Raw genomic sequence first — 15,749 nt, 5'->3', positions numbered from 1 at the left:
CGCGGGGCAGCGCGCATTGTGGGGACAGTTACGTGCTTGGCAGGCCGGTTCCGCTGTGCTTTGATGCGCCCACCCACCCACCCACCCACCCGGCACGGAAGGACGAGAAGTGAGCGAGAACGACCAGCCAGCGATCGATGGGCTGCGGCAGGCGCTGGCCGCCGGGTTCATCGACGCCGCAACCTTCGAGGCCGCCGTGGCGGCGATCGCAGCGCGCGCGAATGCGGCCGCCGCCGCCGCCCGCGACGGGCAAGCGCCGCCTTCCCTCGGCGCGCGGCAGGCCGAGCTCAGCGGCGACGGCGCCATCGCGCAGGGCACCGGCGATGCGCTCGGCGCCGGGGCGAGCAAGATCGGTCGCGACGCCATCGGCGTCATCAACCAGACGCAGATCGTCAGGAACTACTACGGCAACACCGGCTGCGATAAGGCCGCTACGCGCCTGCTCGCCAGCCAGGTGGGTGCCTATCTGGCCTGGCTGCAGGCACGCACGCAGAGCATCGAGCTGCGCGGGATCGAGCGCTCGGGTGCGTCGCCGGTCGTCAGCCTGCCGCTCGCCACTGCCTACGTGCCGCTGCGCGCTCGCTCGCTGCGTCCGCCGGACGAAGAAGGCGGCGAGGCCCACCTGCGCCGGTCCGGCCGGCACCGGGCGGTCGGGGTGGCTGACGACGGCGGTGGCGACCCGTCGACCGGAGACGGCAGCGACCTCGCGCTGAGCGAGGTGCTGGCCCTCGGCAATCGCCTGGCGATCATTGGCGGTCCGGGCTGCGGCAAGACGACCGTCCTGCTGCACATCGCCTGGGCACTCGCTTCGTCGCTGCTCGCCGGCGAAGCCGAGCCGGCGCGCTCGCGCCTCGGGCTGCGGCTGGCGCCGGCCGAGCTGCCGCTGCCGATCTTCGTCCCGCTCGCCGCGTTCGCGCGCCATCGGCGCCACCTGCCGGCCGGCGCGCTGGCGCGCGAGCGCACCCTGCAGCACTTCATCTCGCATCACCTGATCAGCAGTGAGGCGCCGTTCGAGCTGCCGGACGACTTCTTCGTCCGCCTGCTGCACGAAGGGAACAACGTCCTGCTGCTGCTCGACGGGCTCGACGAAGTGGCGAATGAGGGCGAGCGCGCCGAAGTCCGCCAGTCGGTCGAGAACCTCGTTGGCGGCCGGCGGGCGATGCGCGTCGTCGTCACCTGCCGGACGATCGCCTGGCGCAGCGGCGGCTCGGCGAGGGCGCACCGCGGCTCGTCGACAGCCCGCTACTGGTGCGCCTGCTGCTGATCGTCCACCTCAACAACCGCACGCTGCCCGACCAGCGTGCCGACCTCTTCGACAAGGCGATCAACGCGCTGCTGCAGGTCGATTAGGGCCACGACGAGACCGACAAGCGCGAGCTGTCGCTCGACTGGACGCTGTACCGCGACATGGCGCAGCACCTCGCCTTCCACATGCACCAGCAGGGCGCCGACCAGGGACGCGAGATCGAGGAGCCGGCGCTGCGCGCGATCCTGCGCGGCGAAGCCGAGTTCCTGCCGCGCATCGACGACTTACTCCGCCAGGCGCAGCAGCGCGGCAGCGTCCTCGAGGAGCGCGACGGCGCGTATCGCTTCCTGCATCTCGCGCTGCAGGAATTCCTCGTCGGCCGCTACCTCAGCGAGGTCACCGGCCGCGAGTCGCGCGAGCGGATGCTCGAGGTCCTCGCCGGTCGGCTCGCCGACCCGTGGTGGCGCGAGCCGATCCTGCTGCTCGGCGGTTACCAGGCGACGCACGCGGCGCGTTCGGCCCGCGAGTTGTTGCGCGCGCTGGCTGATGCCGCTGGCGACGCCGACGCGCGCTTCGCCGCCGCCGAGCTGGCGGCGACGGCGGCGACGGCGGCGCTCGAGTGGCGCGAGAGCGGCGAGCCGCTGCGCGCCGATTGCGCGCGACGCATCGTCACCCTGCTCGACGACGCCGACGCACTCGCCGGCGCGCGGGCGGTGCTGCGCGCGCGCGCCGGCGACCGGCTGGCGCAGCTCGGCGATCCGCGTTTCGATCCGCAGCGCTTTTTCCTGCCGGCCGACGACACGCTCGGTTTCGTGCGCATCGCTGCCGACCCGGATTTCGTCATTGGCACCCGCAGCGCGGATCGCGAGCGGGTCGCGCGCATCGGCGGATACGCGGTTTACGACCACGAGATCGACGAGCTGCCGACGCCGACGCGAGAGTTCCGCATCGCCCACTACCCGGTGACCGTCGCGCAGTTTCGCGCCTTCGTCGCGGCGACCGGTTTGGCGATCGGCGACGCCGATGCGCTCGCCGACCCCGACAGCCGGCCGGTGCGCCGGGTGAGCTGGCATGAGGCCTTGGCCTGGTGCGACTGGCTCAACGAGATGCTCTTGAGGTCGCCGGCGCTCGCCGGCAGCCGAGTCGCCGCGCTGGTGCGGCACGGCTGGCGGGTGGCGCTGCCGAGCGAACTCGAGTGGGAGAAAGCGGCGCGCGGCGGCTTGCGCGGCGCGGTGTTTCCGTGGGGTGACGATGCCGATGAGGGCGACGGCAGGCGCGCGAATCATGCAGGTTCGCGGATCGGCGACACGTCGGTCGTCGGCTGCTTCGCCGCCAACGGCCATGGCCTGCACGACATGGCGGGCAACGTCTGGGAGTGGACGGGCAGCCTCTGGGGTACCGACTTCGGGAAGCCGGACTTCGCTTATCCGTATCAGGTCGATGATCCTCGTCGGGAGGATCTCCGGGCGGGCGATGAGGTGCTGCGGGTCGTGCGCGGCGGCTCGTGGCGCTTTCGCCGGGACGATGCGCGCTGTGGCATCCGCTTCAGGTACCCCCCTGACGTCCGCTCTGACTACGTTGGTTTTCGCGTGGTGTTGCGTTCTTCCCCTGTTCTTCCGCTCTGATCTCTGCTCCCTCTGCACTCTGTCACTCCGGGAACTCCGACTCTGAAGGGGGTTCGGGGGAGACTTCCCCCGCCGCCCGCTGGCGGGCGTTCAGCCGCTGCGTCGCGGGATCGGATGGGCCAAAGAAGCTCAGTAGTGGTAGCGAAGCTGCGCAATCAGGAGATCTTCACCGTCGACACGGTACACCATGCGGTGCTCGTCGGTGATCCGGCGCGACCAGAAACCCGACAACGCGTGTCGCAGCGGCTCGGGCTTGCCGACGCCGGCAAAGGGTTCGCGCATCACTTCCTGGATCAGCCTGTTGATCCGCTCGGCCATCCTGCGGTCGTGCTTCTGCCAGTGGAGGTAGTCGTCCCAGGCCGTGTCGGCGAACACCAGTCGCATCAGACCAGTTCCCGCTCGCTGCCCCTTCCTTCAGCCAGTTGCGCTGCCGCGTCGAGCAGCCGCCTCGCGTTCGCTGGGCTGCGCAGCAAGTAGGCCGTTTCTTCGAGCGCCCGGTAGTCATCGAGCGAGAGCATGACGACCGATGGCTCACCGTTGCGGGTGATGATCAGCGGCTCGTGGTCGTCACAGACGCGGTCCATCGTCCGGGCGAGGTTGGCGCGGGCGGCGCTGTAGCTGATGGCGTCCATGACGGGATTCCAGTGTTCCTGTACGCTTTATTGTACGCAACCGGAGTGGAGTGCTCAATGCCGGCATGCCATGTCCGTGTTCCGCCGGCGATCGTGGAATCCGGCAAGCGGTCGCTACGCCCGGTTCGTCCGGGTCACCTCATCCATCCGACGGCGGCGCGGCGCGCGGCGGGAGAAGTCTCCCCCGCACCCCCTCCAGAGTCGGAGTTCCCGGAGTGACAGAGTTCAGAGGGAGCAGAGATCAGAGCCGAAGAACAGGGGAAGAACGCAACACCACGCGAAAACCGATGTCGCCATTGCGGAAGTCCGGGGGGATACCTGTCGCGGAAGCCACAGCGCGCATGGTCCCGGAGATCGAGCCACGAGCCGCCGCGCACGACCCGCCACACCTCGTCTGATGCGTCCGGGTCCTCGCGTAGCCGATCGCTGGCGTCATAAGGGTAGCGGAAGTCCGGCTTCCCCCAAGCGGTGCCCCAGAGGCTGCGCGTCCACTCCCAGACGTTGCCGGCGAGGTCCTCGCAGCCGTAGGGGCTCTGCCCATCAGCGAAAACGCCCGGGGTACTCGAGTCGCCGATGCTCATCTCCGCATTGGCGTATTTTTCCTCACAGTCGTCGCCCCATGGGTAGCTGCGCTCTAGCAGCGGGTTGTCCTGCAGCGGCGCGTCGCTGGCGGCGAATCCCTGGGCGATGCCGGCGAGCCGGATCGTGCGCGGGATCTGCAGACCGCCACGAGCCGCCTTTTCCCACTCGGCTTCCGACGGCAGCGCGACGATCGAGCCTGCCGGCAGCCGCCCGCGCCAGCGCTCGTTCAGCCAGTCGCAGAAGGCGCGCGCATCGTGCCAACTGACCTTCACGACCGGCCGGTTCGCCGGCGGACGCAGCGCAGCCGCGTCATGGTCCGCGTAGCCGCTGGCGCCGACGAACTCGGCGAACTGCGCGACGCTGACCGGCGCCTCGGCGATCCAGTAGTCGTAGTCGAGCGTCTCGTTGCAGTGCAGCGGCGCATCGCCGCCATCCTGTTCGCCCATCCAGAAAGCGCCAGCCGGAACCTGCGCGAAACGCATCGCGTCGACGTCGAGCAGGTGGCGGCGCGGATCGCCGAGCCGTGCGAGCACGTCGCCGGCGAGCGCGCGCTGCTGCGCGGCGACGCCGCCATCGGCGGGCACCACCGGCAGCGAGGCGGCGAGCCAGCCGGCAACGCGGGTCGCGATCGCGCGCGTGCGGTCACGCTGGCGGACGGCGTCGACGCCGATCTCGAGCAACTGCATTCCGGCGAGCAGCGCGCAGCTCCAGTCGGCAGCCGCCGGCGATCGCTCGCGGCGGAAGTCGTCGATGCTCGTACCGCCGATCAGCTCGTCGGCGGCGGTCGCGCCGCGCTCGGCCTTGGCGACTCGCGCCGCCAGCACCAGGACGATCTGCCACTGTCCCGGCGACTCGCGCGCCAGACACGCACAGTCGGCGGCGAATTCCGGCCGTGCCGCGAAATGGCAGGCGGCGAGAAACTCCTGGAAGCTGCGATGCGGGAAGGCGAACTGCCGCTCGCCGTGGCGTTCGCCCTGGCCGAGCAGCAAGCCGGCACGCTTCTCGATGTAGTCGACGACGATCGTGGCCTTGTCCAGACTGCCGCCGAGCAGTGGCCGGAAGGCCCGCAGCAGGCGGCCTTCGCCGATGTCGGCAGTGGTTTCGTCACCGCTGCTGCCGGCGGTTCCGCTGGCAAGACCGCGGTCGGCGACGACGCTCTCGGCATGCACGTTGAACGCCAGTTCCTCGAGCGTTCCGCGCAGGTCGGCGAGCTTCAGCGTCGGAATCGCCAGCGCGTCGAGCAGCGCCCGGTCGGCACCGATCTGCCGGTTCCAGCGCAGCAGCAGCAGGTCGACCGAGTCGTTGTAGAGATCGGCGCGGTCGTCGGGCAGGCGGCCGCGGCTGGCGTGCAGCGAGGCCATCAGCGTCAGCAGCAGCGGGCTGCGCCAGCGGTTTGAGGTCCGGGCGCTCGCGGGCGGTGAGCAGGTCGTCGCACTTGCATTCGGCGTCGCCGGGCGGCAGCCACTGGCGCCGGGCGAGGGTCGCGTACCAGCCGCGGATGAAGCGCTCGATCTGCTCGTCCTCGAAATCGGCGAGCGCGTAGACGCCCTGCGCCGGGTCGGCGCCGGCGGGCCAGGCGTAGGGGCGGGCGGTGAACAGGAAGCGGCAGCGCTCGCCAGCGCTCTGCATCAACTCCCTGACGGCGCCGACGACGCGCTGCCGGCTGGCGTCGTTGCCGCATTCGTCGAGGCCGTCGAGCAGGATCAGCGCGCCGTGGTCGCGGGCGACCCGCTGCACGAACTTCTTCGTCTCGGGCGACAGGCCGTAGCCGCTGGCGTCGAGATCGCGGCCGATGAAATCCCAGAGGTCGCCGCCGTGTGCCGCCGCCGCACCGGCGGGGAGCTGCTCGGCGAAGCGGCGCAGGACGACGCGGATCGGCAGCAGCGCGCCGTGGCGCCACTGGTCGCCGAGGCCGGCGAGTGCCTCGTCGTGGCCCTGCCAGGCCTGCGCCAGCGCCAGCAGGACGCTGGCGCCAAAGGTGCTCTTGCCGCTGCCGGCAGCACCGAGCAGCGTCAGCGCGCGGTGCTCCACCAGCGCTTCGAGCACCGGCACGGCGCGCGTCGTGTGTTTCTCCTCCATTTCTGCACGCGCGTTGAAGCCCGCGCTGCGGCTGCGCTGCAGCCACTGCGCCAGGGTCATCTCCTGCGGGATGTGCGGTTGCGTCGCCAGCGGCACATGGACGTCGGCGGGTTGCAGCGGCTCGCGCCGGCCGTCGCTGGCGCTGAGGTCGATCTCGCCGAGCCTGAGGCCGGCGAGGTCATTGGCGAGCGCGGCGAGGTAATGCGCGATGACCGCGTTGGCCTCGGCGGGGTCTTCACCGCGGTGGACGACCCCGTCGACGACCTGGATGAAGTCGCGGCCGATGAAATGCCCGCCGGCGGTGACACTGCCGCCGACGTGGGCGCCGCCGCCGGTGTCGATCGCCTGCGCGGCTTGTCCGGCGTCGCCCTGCTGCCGCGCGGAGAGTTGCGCCTGCAGGTCGGCGATCTGTCGCTGCAGCCGGACGATGTCGTCGGCGCTGCCCGGGATGATGGGTCGGCTGGTCATTGCGTGGCCTCCGGGTGCCTGCAGTTTGCCGAGGACGAACTTCGTCACCGGACCGACGGCGGCAGCGAGCAGCGGCGAGGCGAAGGTGCCGACGAGCGAAGCGACGGCGCCGGGCGCCAGCGCAGCGAGCCCATCGAGCAGCCGGCCGAGGCGGCTGTCGTCGGCCTGCTTGTGCCCTTCGCCACTTCGGCCTCAATCTCGGCGAGTCGTTGCTGCGCCTCGGCCTGGCTGCGCGGCGCCGCGTGTTCGCTGACCGCGCTGAACAGCGGGGCGAAGAGCGCCCCGATCTCGCTCGCCGGGACGCCCTGCGTGACGATGCGGTCACGGCCGACGAAGTCGCGGCCGACGCTGATGTTGCCGCCGACGTGGGCGCCGCCGCCGGTATCGACGCGCGTGCCGGTGTCGATCGGCCCGTGGTGGTTGCCGGCGCCCAGCGCCGGGCCGTCGCCCTGCGCGATGGCGCCGTTGCCGTGCAGGACGGCGTGGCGGCTGTGGTCGGCCACGCCGTCGCTTGCCTCGCGCTCGCGCTCGAATTTCACGAAACCGTTGGCCGCGAGCTTGTCGAGTTGCTCGCCGAAGTGGCGGCAGAGCTGGTCGGTGTTGCTGTAGACGGTCTGGAAGTGGCCGAGCGCCCGCAGCTTCTGCTGGAACGAGTGCAGGCTCTTAAGGTCTTCGGCGCTGGCGGTCGCCCGGTCGGCGGGCGAATCGCAGAAGTAGGTGTAGATGAACGGCTTGCTGGTCGCGTGGAACTGGCCGACTGCGGTCGCGAACTCCTCCTCGGTGCAGCGGCCGACCTTGCTGCGGTAGAGCATCACGAACACGTCGCACTGGCGGATTTCACGGTTCTACTCGTCCTGCAGCCGGGTCTTCGACGGCGCGTCGAGGAAGTCCTCCCAGATGGTCAGGCGGAGGTAGGCTGCCTGGTCGATCCAGAGGTCGTTCCGGCGCCTGATGGCGATCGCGAAATCGCGGCGATGGTCGGCGAGTTCGGCCGACGAGGCAAGGAAGATCCTGCGGGTGGTGATCGCGGCGGTCGACATGCGGCAGGCTCCGGCGAGTTGGCGTCGGCGAAACCCTACGCTGCAGAAGGGCGCAAGGCAAGCGGTCGCGCGTGCGCAGGTGGCGCGCCCGGTCCGCCGGCGAGCGTGCCGTCAGCGCAGCCCGAACCAGGCTTCGGCGTTGCGCTGCGCGACCTTCTCGGCCGTCGCCGGCGTCAGGTTGGCGAGCAGCCCGTTGCGGATCGCCTGCACGCTGGCCTCGTAGTCCGCCGCGTTACCGGCCAGGTCGACGCCGACGACGAAGCGGTCGGGGTGGTCCTCGATCAGTTGCTGCCAATCACGCTCGAGCGTGCGGTCGTCGTAGACGGTGTAGCGGTTCTTCTGCAGCGGCCAGCCGCGCGCCGAGAGATCGCAGGCGGTGTTCGGGTATTGCTCGAGGAAATGGCGCATGTCGGCGGCCGACGAGACGCTGCCACAGTGCGACACGATCAGCCGCGCCTGTGGGCTGGACGCGGCCAGCGCACCCACCTGGCGGACGGTGTCGGGGTGATTCCATTGGGCGTGGATGTTGAGCGGCCGGCCGTAGCGGGCGGCGAGGGCGAACAGCGCCTGCAGCGTGCCGCCGTCTGCCGCTACCTTGAAGCGGCTGCTCGGGTCGGCGGCAGTGGTCAGTGCATTGACGTGGATCTCGCCGATGACGCGCGCGCCGCGGTCGCGCAGTTCGCCTTCGATGGTGCGCAGCATCTGCTGCACCCCGGGAGTGTCCGGGCTGGCAAAGGCCGTCGCGTCGAGATTGCGGTGCGTGCTCTTCCACGGATGCTGGCCGGCGGGCCGGATGAAGCGCTGGCCCAGCGCCATCATTGCCGGCATGTTGTTGCCGCCGGCGCCGCCGGTCAGGCGGACGCCGTTGCGGTCCATCACCGCCAGCAGCTCGGCGCCATCGAAACCGTGGACGACGTGGTAGTGGGCGTCGATGATCGGCAGCTTGCCGGCACCCTCGACTCCGAGGACGGCCTCGGCGGCGGCGGGAGTCGTTGCCAGTGGCGCCGCGAAAGCGGCAAGAAGCCAGAGGGAGGTGGTCCAGCGGCGGCAACGCCGGAGGGGAAGGAATGGGGCGGTTTCCACTGTCGCTCCTCGTACATTGACAGGAGGGCGGTCGCGCCAAGTCGCGTCGTGCGACGACGGCCACGCCCTGCACATCGGGGGTGTCACAAGAAGGATAGGAAACGCCGTGGCGGTATGCAAATCCCGCGCAGTGGCCTGCACGCTGCCGCCGGTGAACGGCGGTCGGCAGGCCTTGCCGGTCAGCCGGCTGGCGTCCAGTGGTGAGGATGAAAGTGAGCGAGCGGCCAACTGCCGCCCGCAGCAAGCAGCCATCGGGCCGCAGCCCGTGCATTCCCGACCGCGCCGGAGACGCAACAACAGCGGCGTCCCGCGCCGGCCGGCGCGAGCATCGCAACGGCCATCGCCAGAGCGGCGACGGCAAAAGACGTCAGCGGCCGCTGTTGTCGGCAGCGAGCAAGTCGCTTCCTGACGATGCCGGTGCTTGCGCACGCTGTCTCAACTCCGCGATGACTTGCTGACCGTTCTGCCGCGCAGCGGCTGCCTGCTCGCGACGATCCCGATCGTCGATCAGGGCGAGGGCCTGTCGCCGCCAGGCCAGCATCTGTGGATCCTGCTCGTGGTGGAGGTGGTGGCGCCGGTGGATGGTGAACCAGCGATGGGCTTCCTCAGCGTCGGCGGCAACACCCTGACCTGTCTGGTACATGAGGCCGATCTGGAACTGCGAGACCTTGTCGCCCTGGGCCGCGGCGATTCGGTACCATTGCATCGCCGTGCCGTAATCGAGCGCCACGCCGTCGCCGTAGTGGTGGATTACGGCCAGATTGTACGCCGCATCGGCGTTCCCCCTGTCCGCCCACGCTTGCCACAGCCGGATGGCCTGCGTCGTCTCGCCGCCCTTGTGCAGCCGGGCAGCCAGGCGCAGATCGTCGTCGACGCTCCCTGCATGCGCTGCCAGGCAGCAGGCGGCAAGGGCGAAAGAAAGGCAGAGGCGAGATAACGGCGGGCTCATGGTCGATCTCCGGCAGAGGCCCCGATGCGTGATTGCGCTCGGGGGCGGTGGTTGGCGCTCGGGTTGACGGGCGCACGAAGAGTGGCAGCCTAAGCCCAAACCGCCTGGCCTGTAAGCAGGCAAATTGTCGCGCGACCGTTTGTCGCATGCCGTCGAACGTCCGCATGGCGTGGTTGCGGGCGCGATGCCCCGCAACCTGGAGCGATCCGCGCTGTCCGCGTGCGCCTCGCGGAACGGTGCGATAATCGGTGGCCTCCGGCTGCGGCCACCACGCTCGCTTTGCGCGGGCACCCGATCGAATGCGTCATCGATGAAGAACGAAGAATCGTCACGGCAGCGGCTGCTCGAGATCAATCGCCAGCAGGCCGAGTTCTACGAGCAGGATCTGTACGTGCAGCGCGACCGGCAGAGCCTGCCGGTCCGCATCTGGGGCGCGGTACGCGACAGCCTGCATCGCTTTCGCCAGGAAACCGGCATCGGCAGTGCGGCGGACGAACTGCATCAGCTGTGGCTCGGCGACCTGGCGGGCAGCAAGGTCCTGGACCTGGGCGTCGGCTGCGGCAACGCGCTGTCGATCGGTATCGCCCGGCGCTGCCGCGAGTACCACGCGATCGACCTCAGCGAGCGGCTGGCGGCGAGCTTCCAGCAGGCGCTGCTGGCGGAGGGCCTGCAGCATGCACGTTCGTATCGCGCCGATTTCCTCGCCGACGAGTTCGCCGAGCGGGACTTCGACATCATCTACGCGTTGGGAGTCGCGCATCATTTCGAGGACTTCGACCTCTTCCTGGCGACCGCGCAGCAGCGGCTGAAGCCCGGCGGCAGGATGATCACCTACGATCCTCTGAACACCTTCTGGGCGTCACGGCTGCTGCGGGCGATGTTCCGGCCGTTCCAGAACGACGCCGCCTGGGAGTGGCCGTTCGCGCGCCGGAACTTCGAGTTGATCGGCAGGCGGTTTCGCATCGAGGCGGTACAGGGGACGCTCGGCCGCTCGAAGTGGGCCTTCCCGCTCGTCGTGCTCAACCCGCAGTGGGCGATTCGCCGCGGCCGCGAGGCGCATCTGCGTGATCTGGCGGAGTGCAACCGTGTCGCGTCACCGTTGTTCCGCTGCCTGCACGTGACGATGTGCCTGGTCCGGAAATGACGACTTTGGCGATGGCCGGGCAGCCAGCGGTGTTCCGGCGCTAGCAGCCTGTCGGACTTGATGGGTCGAAGCGAAAGAAGTGGGAGACGAGCGCAGTTTTTCACGGATTTTAAGCGAATAGTGGTTCTATTCGTGCAGAAATACGGGGAAAAATGAGCCGTCTTCCCACTTCTTGCAGCCGACTTGGTCAAGTCCGACAGGCTGCTAGCCACCGGGGCGCAGCAGTTCGATCGAGAAATCGGATTCGTAGGGAGGAACGTGAACCTCGACGATCGAGCCCGCGGGCATGTCGAGTCGCAGGCCGGCGACGTCGGCGTGGATCGGCAGGACGCTGACACCGCGATCGACGAGGACCGCGCTGACGACCCTCGTGGCGCCGCAGGCGACCAGATACTGGACGACACGCAGCAGCGAATGCCCGCGATAGAGCACGTCGTCGACCACGAGCACGCATCGCCCGGCGAGATCGGCGACGGTCGGTGCCGTGTCTTCGCTGAGCCGGGTCTGCGGATGGAGCAGGCTGAGATCGTCAGCGTAGCGTTTGACGACCAGCTCGAGCCGTAGCGCCGGTCGCAGCCCGCGCCGGGCCAGGTGTTCGGCAAGCATCGCAGCCAGTGGCACGCCACGGCGCCGGATGCCGACGAGGACCAGGTCTTCGTCGCTGGCCAACAAGCCGGCGAGGCGGGCGGCCATGCTGTCGAGTACCGGTTCGAGCTGCCGTTCGTCGTAGATGGAGGAGCGGGTATGGGCGTTCATTGGCGGGAATCGTGCCGGGTGGGGGGGCTGTCGCTCAGGGTTGTTGAATCGTCGCACCGTCTGCGGCTTCGGCAAGTCGTTGCTGGGTGAGCGCGGCGCTCGGCGGACCGCGGCGCGGCTTCCTGGCGGCACAGCGCTTTGGGCAGGCGGGCGATGTCGTCGTCCAGCGGCACGCGCCGCTGCGATCCGGACCAGAAGAGCGAGCGGCAGTGGCGCCGCCGGCAAGAACTCGAGGCCAGTGCAGCAGAGCGCGCGGGGCAGAATCTCGCTGTCGCGGCGAGCGGCCGCGCCGGGCGTGCTTCAGAGGGGCAGTGGCTCCGGGTTGCCGAGGGCGGTGGTGTTGAGGCCACCGTCCACGTACATGATCTCGCCGGTGATGCCGCTGGCGAGGTCGGAGAGCATGAAGGCGGCTGCGTTGCCGACTTCGTCGATGGTGATGTTGCGGCGCAGCGGGGCATTGTGCGCGTTGTAGGCGAGCAGGCGGGAGAAGTTGCCGATGCCGGAGGCGGCGAGCGTCTTGATCGGTCCGGCCGAGATGGCGTTGGCGCGGATTCCCTGTGGGCCGAGGCAGAACGCGAGGTAGCGGGTGGCCGCTTCGAGGCTCGCCTTGGCGAGGCCCATGGTGTTGTAGTTGGGCAGCGTGCGCTCGGCGCCGAGGTAGGAGAGGGCGAGCAGTGCCGGGTTGTGGCCGCGCAGCAGCAGTGGCCTGGCGGCCTTGGCGAGTGCCGGGTAGCTGTAGGAGGAAACGTCGTGGGCGATACGGAACGCGTCGCGCGTGATGCCGTCGAGGAAGTCGCCTTCGATCGCTTCGCCTGGGGCGTAGGCGATCGAATGCACCAGGCCGTCGAGCCCGTCCCACTGTCGACCGAGGTCGGCGAAGAGTTGCTCGATCGCGGCGTCCTCGCTGACGTCGCAGGGGTAGATCAGGGCGCTGTCGAACTCGGCGGCGAACTTGGCCAGGCGATCCCTGAAACGTTCGCTCTGATAGGTGAAAGCGAGTTGTGCGCCTTCCCGTCTGCAGGCCTTGGCGATGCCGTAGGCGATCGAGTGCTTCGACAGCACGCCGGTGATCAGGATGCGCTTGTCTGCGAGGAATCCCATTTGTTCTCCGTAACGAAAGGTGGCTGACTGCGCAGCTCGTAGTTCGAATCTGGTTGACCGCGCGATTATAAAGGATTCCAGGCGACACCCGGAGCTCGTCGCTGCCGCCGCAGCCCTGAAGCATGACCCTGCTGAATCGGCCCCGCTTGCCGGAATCCCGCGCTTTCGGCGCTGAAGCGGTCAGATTGCTGGAGGCTGGTGGCAGGTGAGGGCTGGATGCGTGGGTGGTGTGGGGTCCGTGAAGAGGGTGTCGATCGGTGGCAGGAACTCCGTTGTGATCTCTGGGCGAGCCTCTCCCTGCACGGAGCGCACCGCGCGGGGTGGTTCCTGGGGCCGTCCTGGAGAGGTCACTCGAGTTGCAGCAGAAAGGGTTTGGCGAGAAGCACGCGCATCCGCGCGGAATCGAGCCAGGGCGCAGCGCAGGAATTTCGGATGAAGGCGATGGCCCCGCGCACGCCGAGTTGGTCGAACAGATCGCGCAGCTGTCGCGTGAAGCGCGCCAGGGTATTGAAGACATGCGCCAGCCGCATCAGGAGGTGGTAGCCGCGCATCGCATTCCAGTCGAGGGCAAAGGCATGCTCGTAGTGGTAGCCCTGGTGTTTCTCGACGAGGAAGCCCGCTTCGATGCCCCAGCGGTGGCGGGCGCCGAGATTGCAACGCGCATGGACGTTCTCGCAGCTGAGCGGCCGACTGGAGAGCCAGGCGTGGCGTGCCGTCTCGGTCACGATGGCGGCCTGTGGGTCGACCCGCTGCCAGCTTTCCTCACAGACGACCACGTGCAGCTTGAGCCGGCAACGACCGTTCGCGCCAAAGGCATACTCGATGTCATTGACCCAGCTGAAGTGCTGTTGGCGTTTGCCCCAGTCCAGCTGTCGGGTTTGCGACTGCCGGGGCTGCAGCGCGCGGAACTCCTCCCAGACCGAGGGCAGATCCTTGTCCCGGAGGACGATCATGAACTGCCAACCGGCGCGCAGGCAGCGTTGCATCACCGGCCCGTTGGCGTAGAGTCCGTCGAGCACGAGCAGGATCGGCAGGCGCGGGAACAGCCTCTTGAGCCGGTCGCTCAAGCGCGCAAAGCCGCGCAGCTCGCAATCCTGCTTCTGCGCTTCGCTGTCGCCCAGCGCGTGTTCGAGGAACTCGCTGAGCAACGGGATGACCAGACCGCCGTGGAAGACGAGGCTGGCTTCGAGCACGTAGACGAAGTACTGGGTGTGGCGGTTTTCGTCCTTGCCGACGCTGCGCTGCAGGAGTTCCTCCGCCCAGAGGGTGTCGCCGGCGAGCTTCTGCGAGCCATCGATGGCGATCGGATGGCAGTGGTTGATCAGATAACGCCGGAAGCTCTTGCCGCGGATCAGGCGGCGCACCAGGTCGACGTGCGCCTGTTCGAGTTGCGTCAGGTCGATGTCGCGCAGCAGCCGATAGAGGGTGTCGGCGTGCGGCAGGGCCTCGATCTGCGGGAACAGCAATTGCAGGTTGGCGAGGAACTGCGGACGGGTCATTTCGCGGTTGGTCTCGCGCCGGGAGGCGAACTGGAAGACGAACATCAGCAGCCCATAGAGCAGCAGCGCGGTCAGCTTGTGCCGGCGCTTCCTGGGGGCCCGCGGGTCGGGAATCCGTTCCAGCTGGTCGAGCAAGGCCGGCAGCTCCTGGCGCAGGAGGCGTGCCTGCTTGCTCACGGCGTCCTCGCGGGCTGCCCGTTCTTCGTCGATGGTCGTGAAGGCCGAGCATCGGTTGGGCAGCGGCGGGGGTGACTGGGGCCGTTGTCCCATCGCGCGCCGCTTCGCGTTCAGCGCCTGCTCCTGCCGTCTCTTGTCGCTGCGTTGCGCCCGAATGCCGGCACGCGTCGGACGACGGCAGGGTTTGCTCATCGCCGGGTGGGCTCGGTCACGGCGCACAGCCGGTCCCGACCGTCGCTGCCGAGCGGCTTGACCCATACTTGCCGAGGCGTGCTGTGATAGGTCCGGCCAGGGCGGGCCAGCCCGCGTCCGCTGGTCTCTCCGAGCAATTGCCAACCGGCAGCCCGGTAGCAGGTGCCGGTATGCTGTCGCGGGTCGACGAAGCTTTCCAGCAGCAGGGGCTCGAAGCCCCAATGTTCGAGCCAGTCGCTGCGCGCACGACGCGCGAGTTGGCCGAGCACCTGGCTGGCCAGATGCGGTACGCGAACGTGCGGGAAGATCAGGAAGCGACTGTTGTTGAGTACCCGTGGCAGGTTGTGGCGCCGGGTCTGAGCGGTCCAGCCGATCCAGTCGTCGCGCACGGCCACTGCCCGGGCGGCACCGGACAACAGGACACAACCGAGCCGCAGCTCGCCCGCCGTGATGAAGTAACGCAACCGGTAGCCGAAGGCACCCTGGAAACCGAGCGGGTGCCAGCGCGCCATCAGATCATCCCATTGCTTCGCCAAGGCGGTGTCGTGGATCACTTCCAGGCGGACCGGGGCCAGGGCCGACAGCGAAACCTCCACCGGAGTCGGCTCGACCATCGGCTCGGCAACGGCCCGGGGCTGCGCCGGGCAGCGTGGCGTCGAACGGGATACCCGCGCGGCCCGCTGTGCGGGCAGGACGAGCAGGCCGGCCGCCTGCAAGCGCTGCAGGAACTCCAGGCAGGCGCCCGTCTTCGCCGTCCCCGTCAGCGTCACCCAGCCCAGATGCTCGCACAGCGTCGCCGCCAGTTCATGGCGCGCCAACCCGGGCAGCCACGCCACCGTCGCGCAGATGTCGGCAACCTCTCGCGCACTGAACTCCCGGCCGCAGTGCACCCAACTGCTCGGCGTCATCGCATCCATCGCACAACCTTCACCAGAAACGCAGATCCGCTAACCTCAGCCTATTCTGCCAAAGGCCTCGAAAATTGTCTAGCCCTCCTTTGCGAAAGCCTTTTTTTGCGGTGGCCGTCAAGCCTTGCTACGACTGGGCTGCGCGGGTCATGCTTCAGGGCTGCTGCCGCCGCGGCGACGGGATGCTGGCGCTTGTCCCTGGGGCGGCAGGCAGCTGTTGGCCCGCTGCCGGCGCCGCGCGGCGTAGCCGCGGTGGGCAGCGGCGACC

Annotated in this window: 15 protein-coding genes; 3 read left to right on the top strand and 12 right to left on the bottom strand. The window is 69.0% G+C overall.

What is annotated here, in order from left to right; genetic code table 11:
• The first annotated feature begins 109 nt into the window (after positions 1 to 109).
• Complete coding sequence (locus V5B60_RS17130; RefSeq protein WP_332348527.1) at positions 110 to 1,264, top strand: NACHT domain-containing protein; 1,155 nt, start codon at positions 110 to 112, stop codon at positions 1,262 to 1,264.
• A 143-nt stretch (positions 1,265 to 1,407) separates the two neighbouring features.
• A complete protein-coding gene (locus tag V5B60_RS17125; RefSeq protein ID WP_332348525.1) occupies positions 1,408 to 2,871 on the top strand; it encodes a formylglycine-generating enzyme family protein in 1,464 nt (487 codons plus the stop codon).
• Positions 2,872 to 3,000: 129 nt separating this feature from the next.
• Here V5B60_RS17125 and V5B60_RS17120 read toward each other — a convergent pair whose 3' ends face one another.
• The 8 genes from V5B60_RS17120 to V5B60_RS17085 form a co-directional block, all read right to left on the bottom strand.
• Positions 3,001 to 3,255 carry a Txe/YoeB family addiction module toxin gene (locus V5B60_RS17120; protein ID WP_332348523.1) on the bottom strand — a complete coding sequence of 85 codons (255 nt, stop codon included), beginning with the start codon at positions 3,253 to 3,255 and terminating at the stop codon, positions 3,001 to 3,003.
• Positions 3,255 to 3,503 (bottom strand): type II toxin-antitoxin system Phd/YefM family antitoxin, encoded by a 249-nt coding sequence (locus V5B60_RS17115; protein ID WP_332348521.1) that lies wholly within the window; start codon positions 3,501 to 3,503, stop codon positions 3,255 to 3,257. Before V5B60_RS17115 ends, V5B60_RS17120 begins: the two co-directional genes overlap by 1 nt.
• Before the next feature lie 134 nt (positions 3,504 to 3,637).
• The gene (locus V5B60_RS17110; RefSeq protein WP_332350611.1) at positions 3,638 to 4,567 is read right to left on the bottom strand and encodes a formylglycine-generating enzyme family protein; all 930 of its coding nucleotides are present in this window, start codon (positions 4,565 to 4,567) and stop codon (positions 3,638 to 3,640) included.
• 622 nt (positions 4,568 to 5,189) lie between these two features.
• The gene (locus V5B60_RS17105; RefSeq protein ID WP_332348519.1) at positions 5,190 to 6,632 is read right to left on the bottom strand and encodes an NACHT domain-containing protein; all 1,443 of its coding nucleotides are present in this window, start codon (positions 6,630 to 6,632) and stop codon (positions 5,190 to 5,192) included.
• Between the two features lie 44 nt (positions 6,633 to 6,676).
• Entirely contained in the window at positions 6,677 to 7,444 is a 768-nt protein-coding gene (locus V5B60_RS17100; RefSeq protein ID WP_332348515.1) for a hypothetical protein, read from the bottom strand.
• Positions 7,445 to 7,477: 33 nt separating this feature from the next.
• Positions 7,478 to 7,672: a hypothetical protein gene (locus V5B60_RS17095; protein WP_332348513.1), complete on the bottom strand. Its 195-nt coding sequence runs from the start codon at positions 7,670 to 7,672 to the stop codon at positions 7,478 to 7,480.
• Between the two features lie 111 nt (positions 7,673 to 7,783).
• Positions 7,784 to 8,755, bottom strand: coding sequence for an amidohydrolase family protein (locus tag V5B60_RS17090; protein ID WP_332348511.1), 972 nt, complete (start codon positions 8,753 to 8,755; stop codon positions 7,784 to 7,786).
• A gap of 367 nt (positions 8,756 to 9,122) precedes the next feature.
• The gene (locus V5B60_RS17085; RefSeq protein WP_332348509.1) at positions 9,123 to 9,704 is read right to left on the bottom strand and encodes a tetratricopeptide repeat protein; all 582 of its coding nucleotides are present in this window, start codon (positions 9,702 to 9,704) and stop codon (positions 9,123 to 9,125) included.
• Between the two features lie 310 nt (positions 9,705 to 10,014).
• Between V5B60_RS17085 and V5B60_RS17080 the strand changes: the two genes are divergently transcribed.
• The gene (locus tag V5B60_RS17080; RefSeq protein ID WP_332348507.1) at positions 10,015 to 10,848 is read left to right on the top strand and encodes a class I SAM-dependent methyltransferase; all 834 of its coding nucleotides are present in this window, start codon (positions 10,015 to 10,017) and stop codon (positions 10,846 to 10,848) included.
• A 204-nt stretch (positions 10,849 to 11,052) separates the two neighbouring features.
• Here V5B60_RS17080 and V5B60_RS17075 read toward each other — a convergent pair whose 3' ends face one another.
• The 4 genes from V5B60_RS17075 to V5B60_RS17060 all read right to left on the bottom strand — a co-directional run bounded on the left by V5B60_RS17075 (position 11,053) and on the right by V5B60_RS17060 (position 15,490).
• The gene (locus tag V5B60_RS17075) at positions 11,053 to 11,604 is read right to left on the bottom strand and encodes a phosphoribosyltransferase family protein (RefSeq protein ID WP_332348505.1); all 552 of its coding nucleotides are present in this window, start codon (positions 11,602 to 11,604) and stop codon (positions 11,053 to 11,055) included.
• A 300-nt stretch (positions 11,605 to 11,904) separates the two neighbouring features.
• Positions 11,905 to 12,705 carry an enoyl-ACP reductase FabI gene (fabI, locus tag V5B60_RS17070; RefSeq protein WP_332348503.1) on the bottom strand — a complete coding sequence of 267 codons (801 nt, stop codon included), beginning with the start codon at positions 12,703 to 12,705 and terminating at the stop codon, positions 11,905 to 11,907.
• Positions 12,706 to 13,052: 347 nt separating this feature from the next.
• A complete protein-coding gene (locus V5B60_RS17065) occupies positions 13,053 to 14,573 on the bottom strand; it encodes a transposase family protein (protein WP_332348501.1) in 1,521 nt (506 codons plus the stop codon).
• Positions 14,570 to 15,490 (bottom strand): DUF4338 domain-containing protein, encoded by a 921-nt coding sequence (locus V5B60_RS17060; RefSeq protein WP_332345729.1) that lies wholly within the window; start codon positions 15,488 to 15,490, stop codon positions 14,570 to 14,572. Before V5B60_RS17060 ends, V5B60_RS17065 begins: the two co-directional genes overlap by 4 nt.
• Positions 15,491 to 15,749 lie beyond the last annotated feature (259 nt).

The organism is Accumulibacter sp. (assembly GCF_036625195.1).
Classification (GTDB): Bacteria; Pseudomonadota; Gammaproteobacteria; order Burkholderiales; family Rhodocyclaceae; genus Accumulibacter.
Note: the sequence above shows the minus strand (reverse complement) of the source record. Positions and strands in the feature narration are given on the sequence as shown.

Excerpts from the sequence above, each read along its gene's own strand:
- V5B60_RS17125 (WP_332348525.1), top strand. The coding sequence starts at position 1,408 with ATGGCGCAGCACCTCGCCTTCCACATGCACCAGCAGGGCGCCGACCAG.
- V5B60_RS17120 (WP_332348523.1), bottom strand. The coding sequence starts at position 3,255 with ATGCGACTGGTGTTCGCCGACACGGCCTGGGACGACTACCTCCACTGG.
- V5B60_RS17115 (WP_332348521.1), bottom strand. The coding sequence starts at position 3,503 with ATGGACGCCATCAGCTACAGCGCCGCCCGCGCCAACCTCGCCCGGACG.
- V5B60_RS17110 (WP_332350611.1), bottom strand. The coding sequence starts at position 4,567 with ATGCGTTTCGCGCAGGTTCCGGCTGGCGCTTTCTGGATGGGCGAACAG.
- V5B60_RS17105 (WP_332348519.1), bottom strand. The coding sequence starts at position 6,632 with ATGACCAGCCGACCCATCATCCCGGGCAGCGCCGACGACATCGTCCGG.
- V5B60_RS17100 (WP_332348515.1), bottom strand. The coding sequence starts at position 7,444 with ATGCTCTACCGCAGCAAGGTCGGCCGCTGCACCGAGGAGGAGTTCGCG.
- V5B60_RS17095 (WP_332348513.1), bottom strand. The coding sequence starts at position 7,672 with ATGTCGACCGCCGCGATCACCACCCGCAGGATCTTCCTTGCCTCGTCG.
- V5B60_RS17085 (WP_332348509.1), bottom strand. The coding sequence starts at position 9,704 with ATGAGCCCGCCGTTATCTCGCCTCTGCCTTTCTTTCGCCCTTGCCGCC.
- V5B60_RS17080 (WP_332348507.1), top strand. The coding sequence starts at position 10,015 with ATGAAGAACGAAGAATCGTCACGGCAGCGGCTGCTCGAGATCAATCGC.
- V5B60_RS17075 (WP_332348505.1), bottom strand. The coding sequence starts at position 11,604 with ATGAACGCCCATACCCGCTCCTCCATCTACGACGAACGGCAGCTCGAA.
- fabI (WP_332348503.1), bottom strand. The coding sequence starts at position 12,705 with ATGGGATTCCTCGCAGACAAGCGCATCCTGATCACCGGCGTGCTGTCG.
- V5B60_RS17065 (WP_332348501.1), bottom strand. The coding sequence starts at position 14,573 with ATGAGCAAACCCTGCCGTCGTCCGACGCGTGCCGGCATTCGGGCGCAA.
- V5B60_RS17060 (WP_332345729.1), bottom strand. The coding sequence starts at position 15,490 with ATGGATGCGATGACGCCGAGCAGTTGGGTGCACTGCGGCCGGGAGTTC.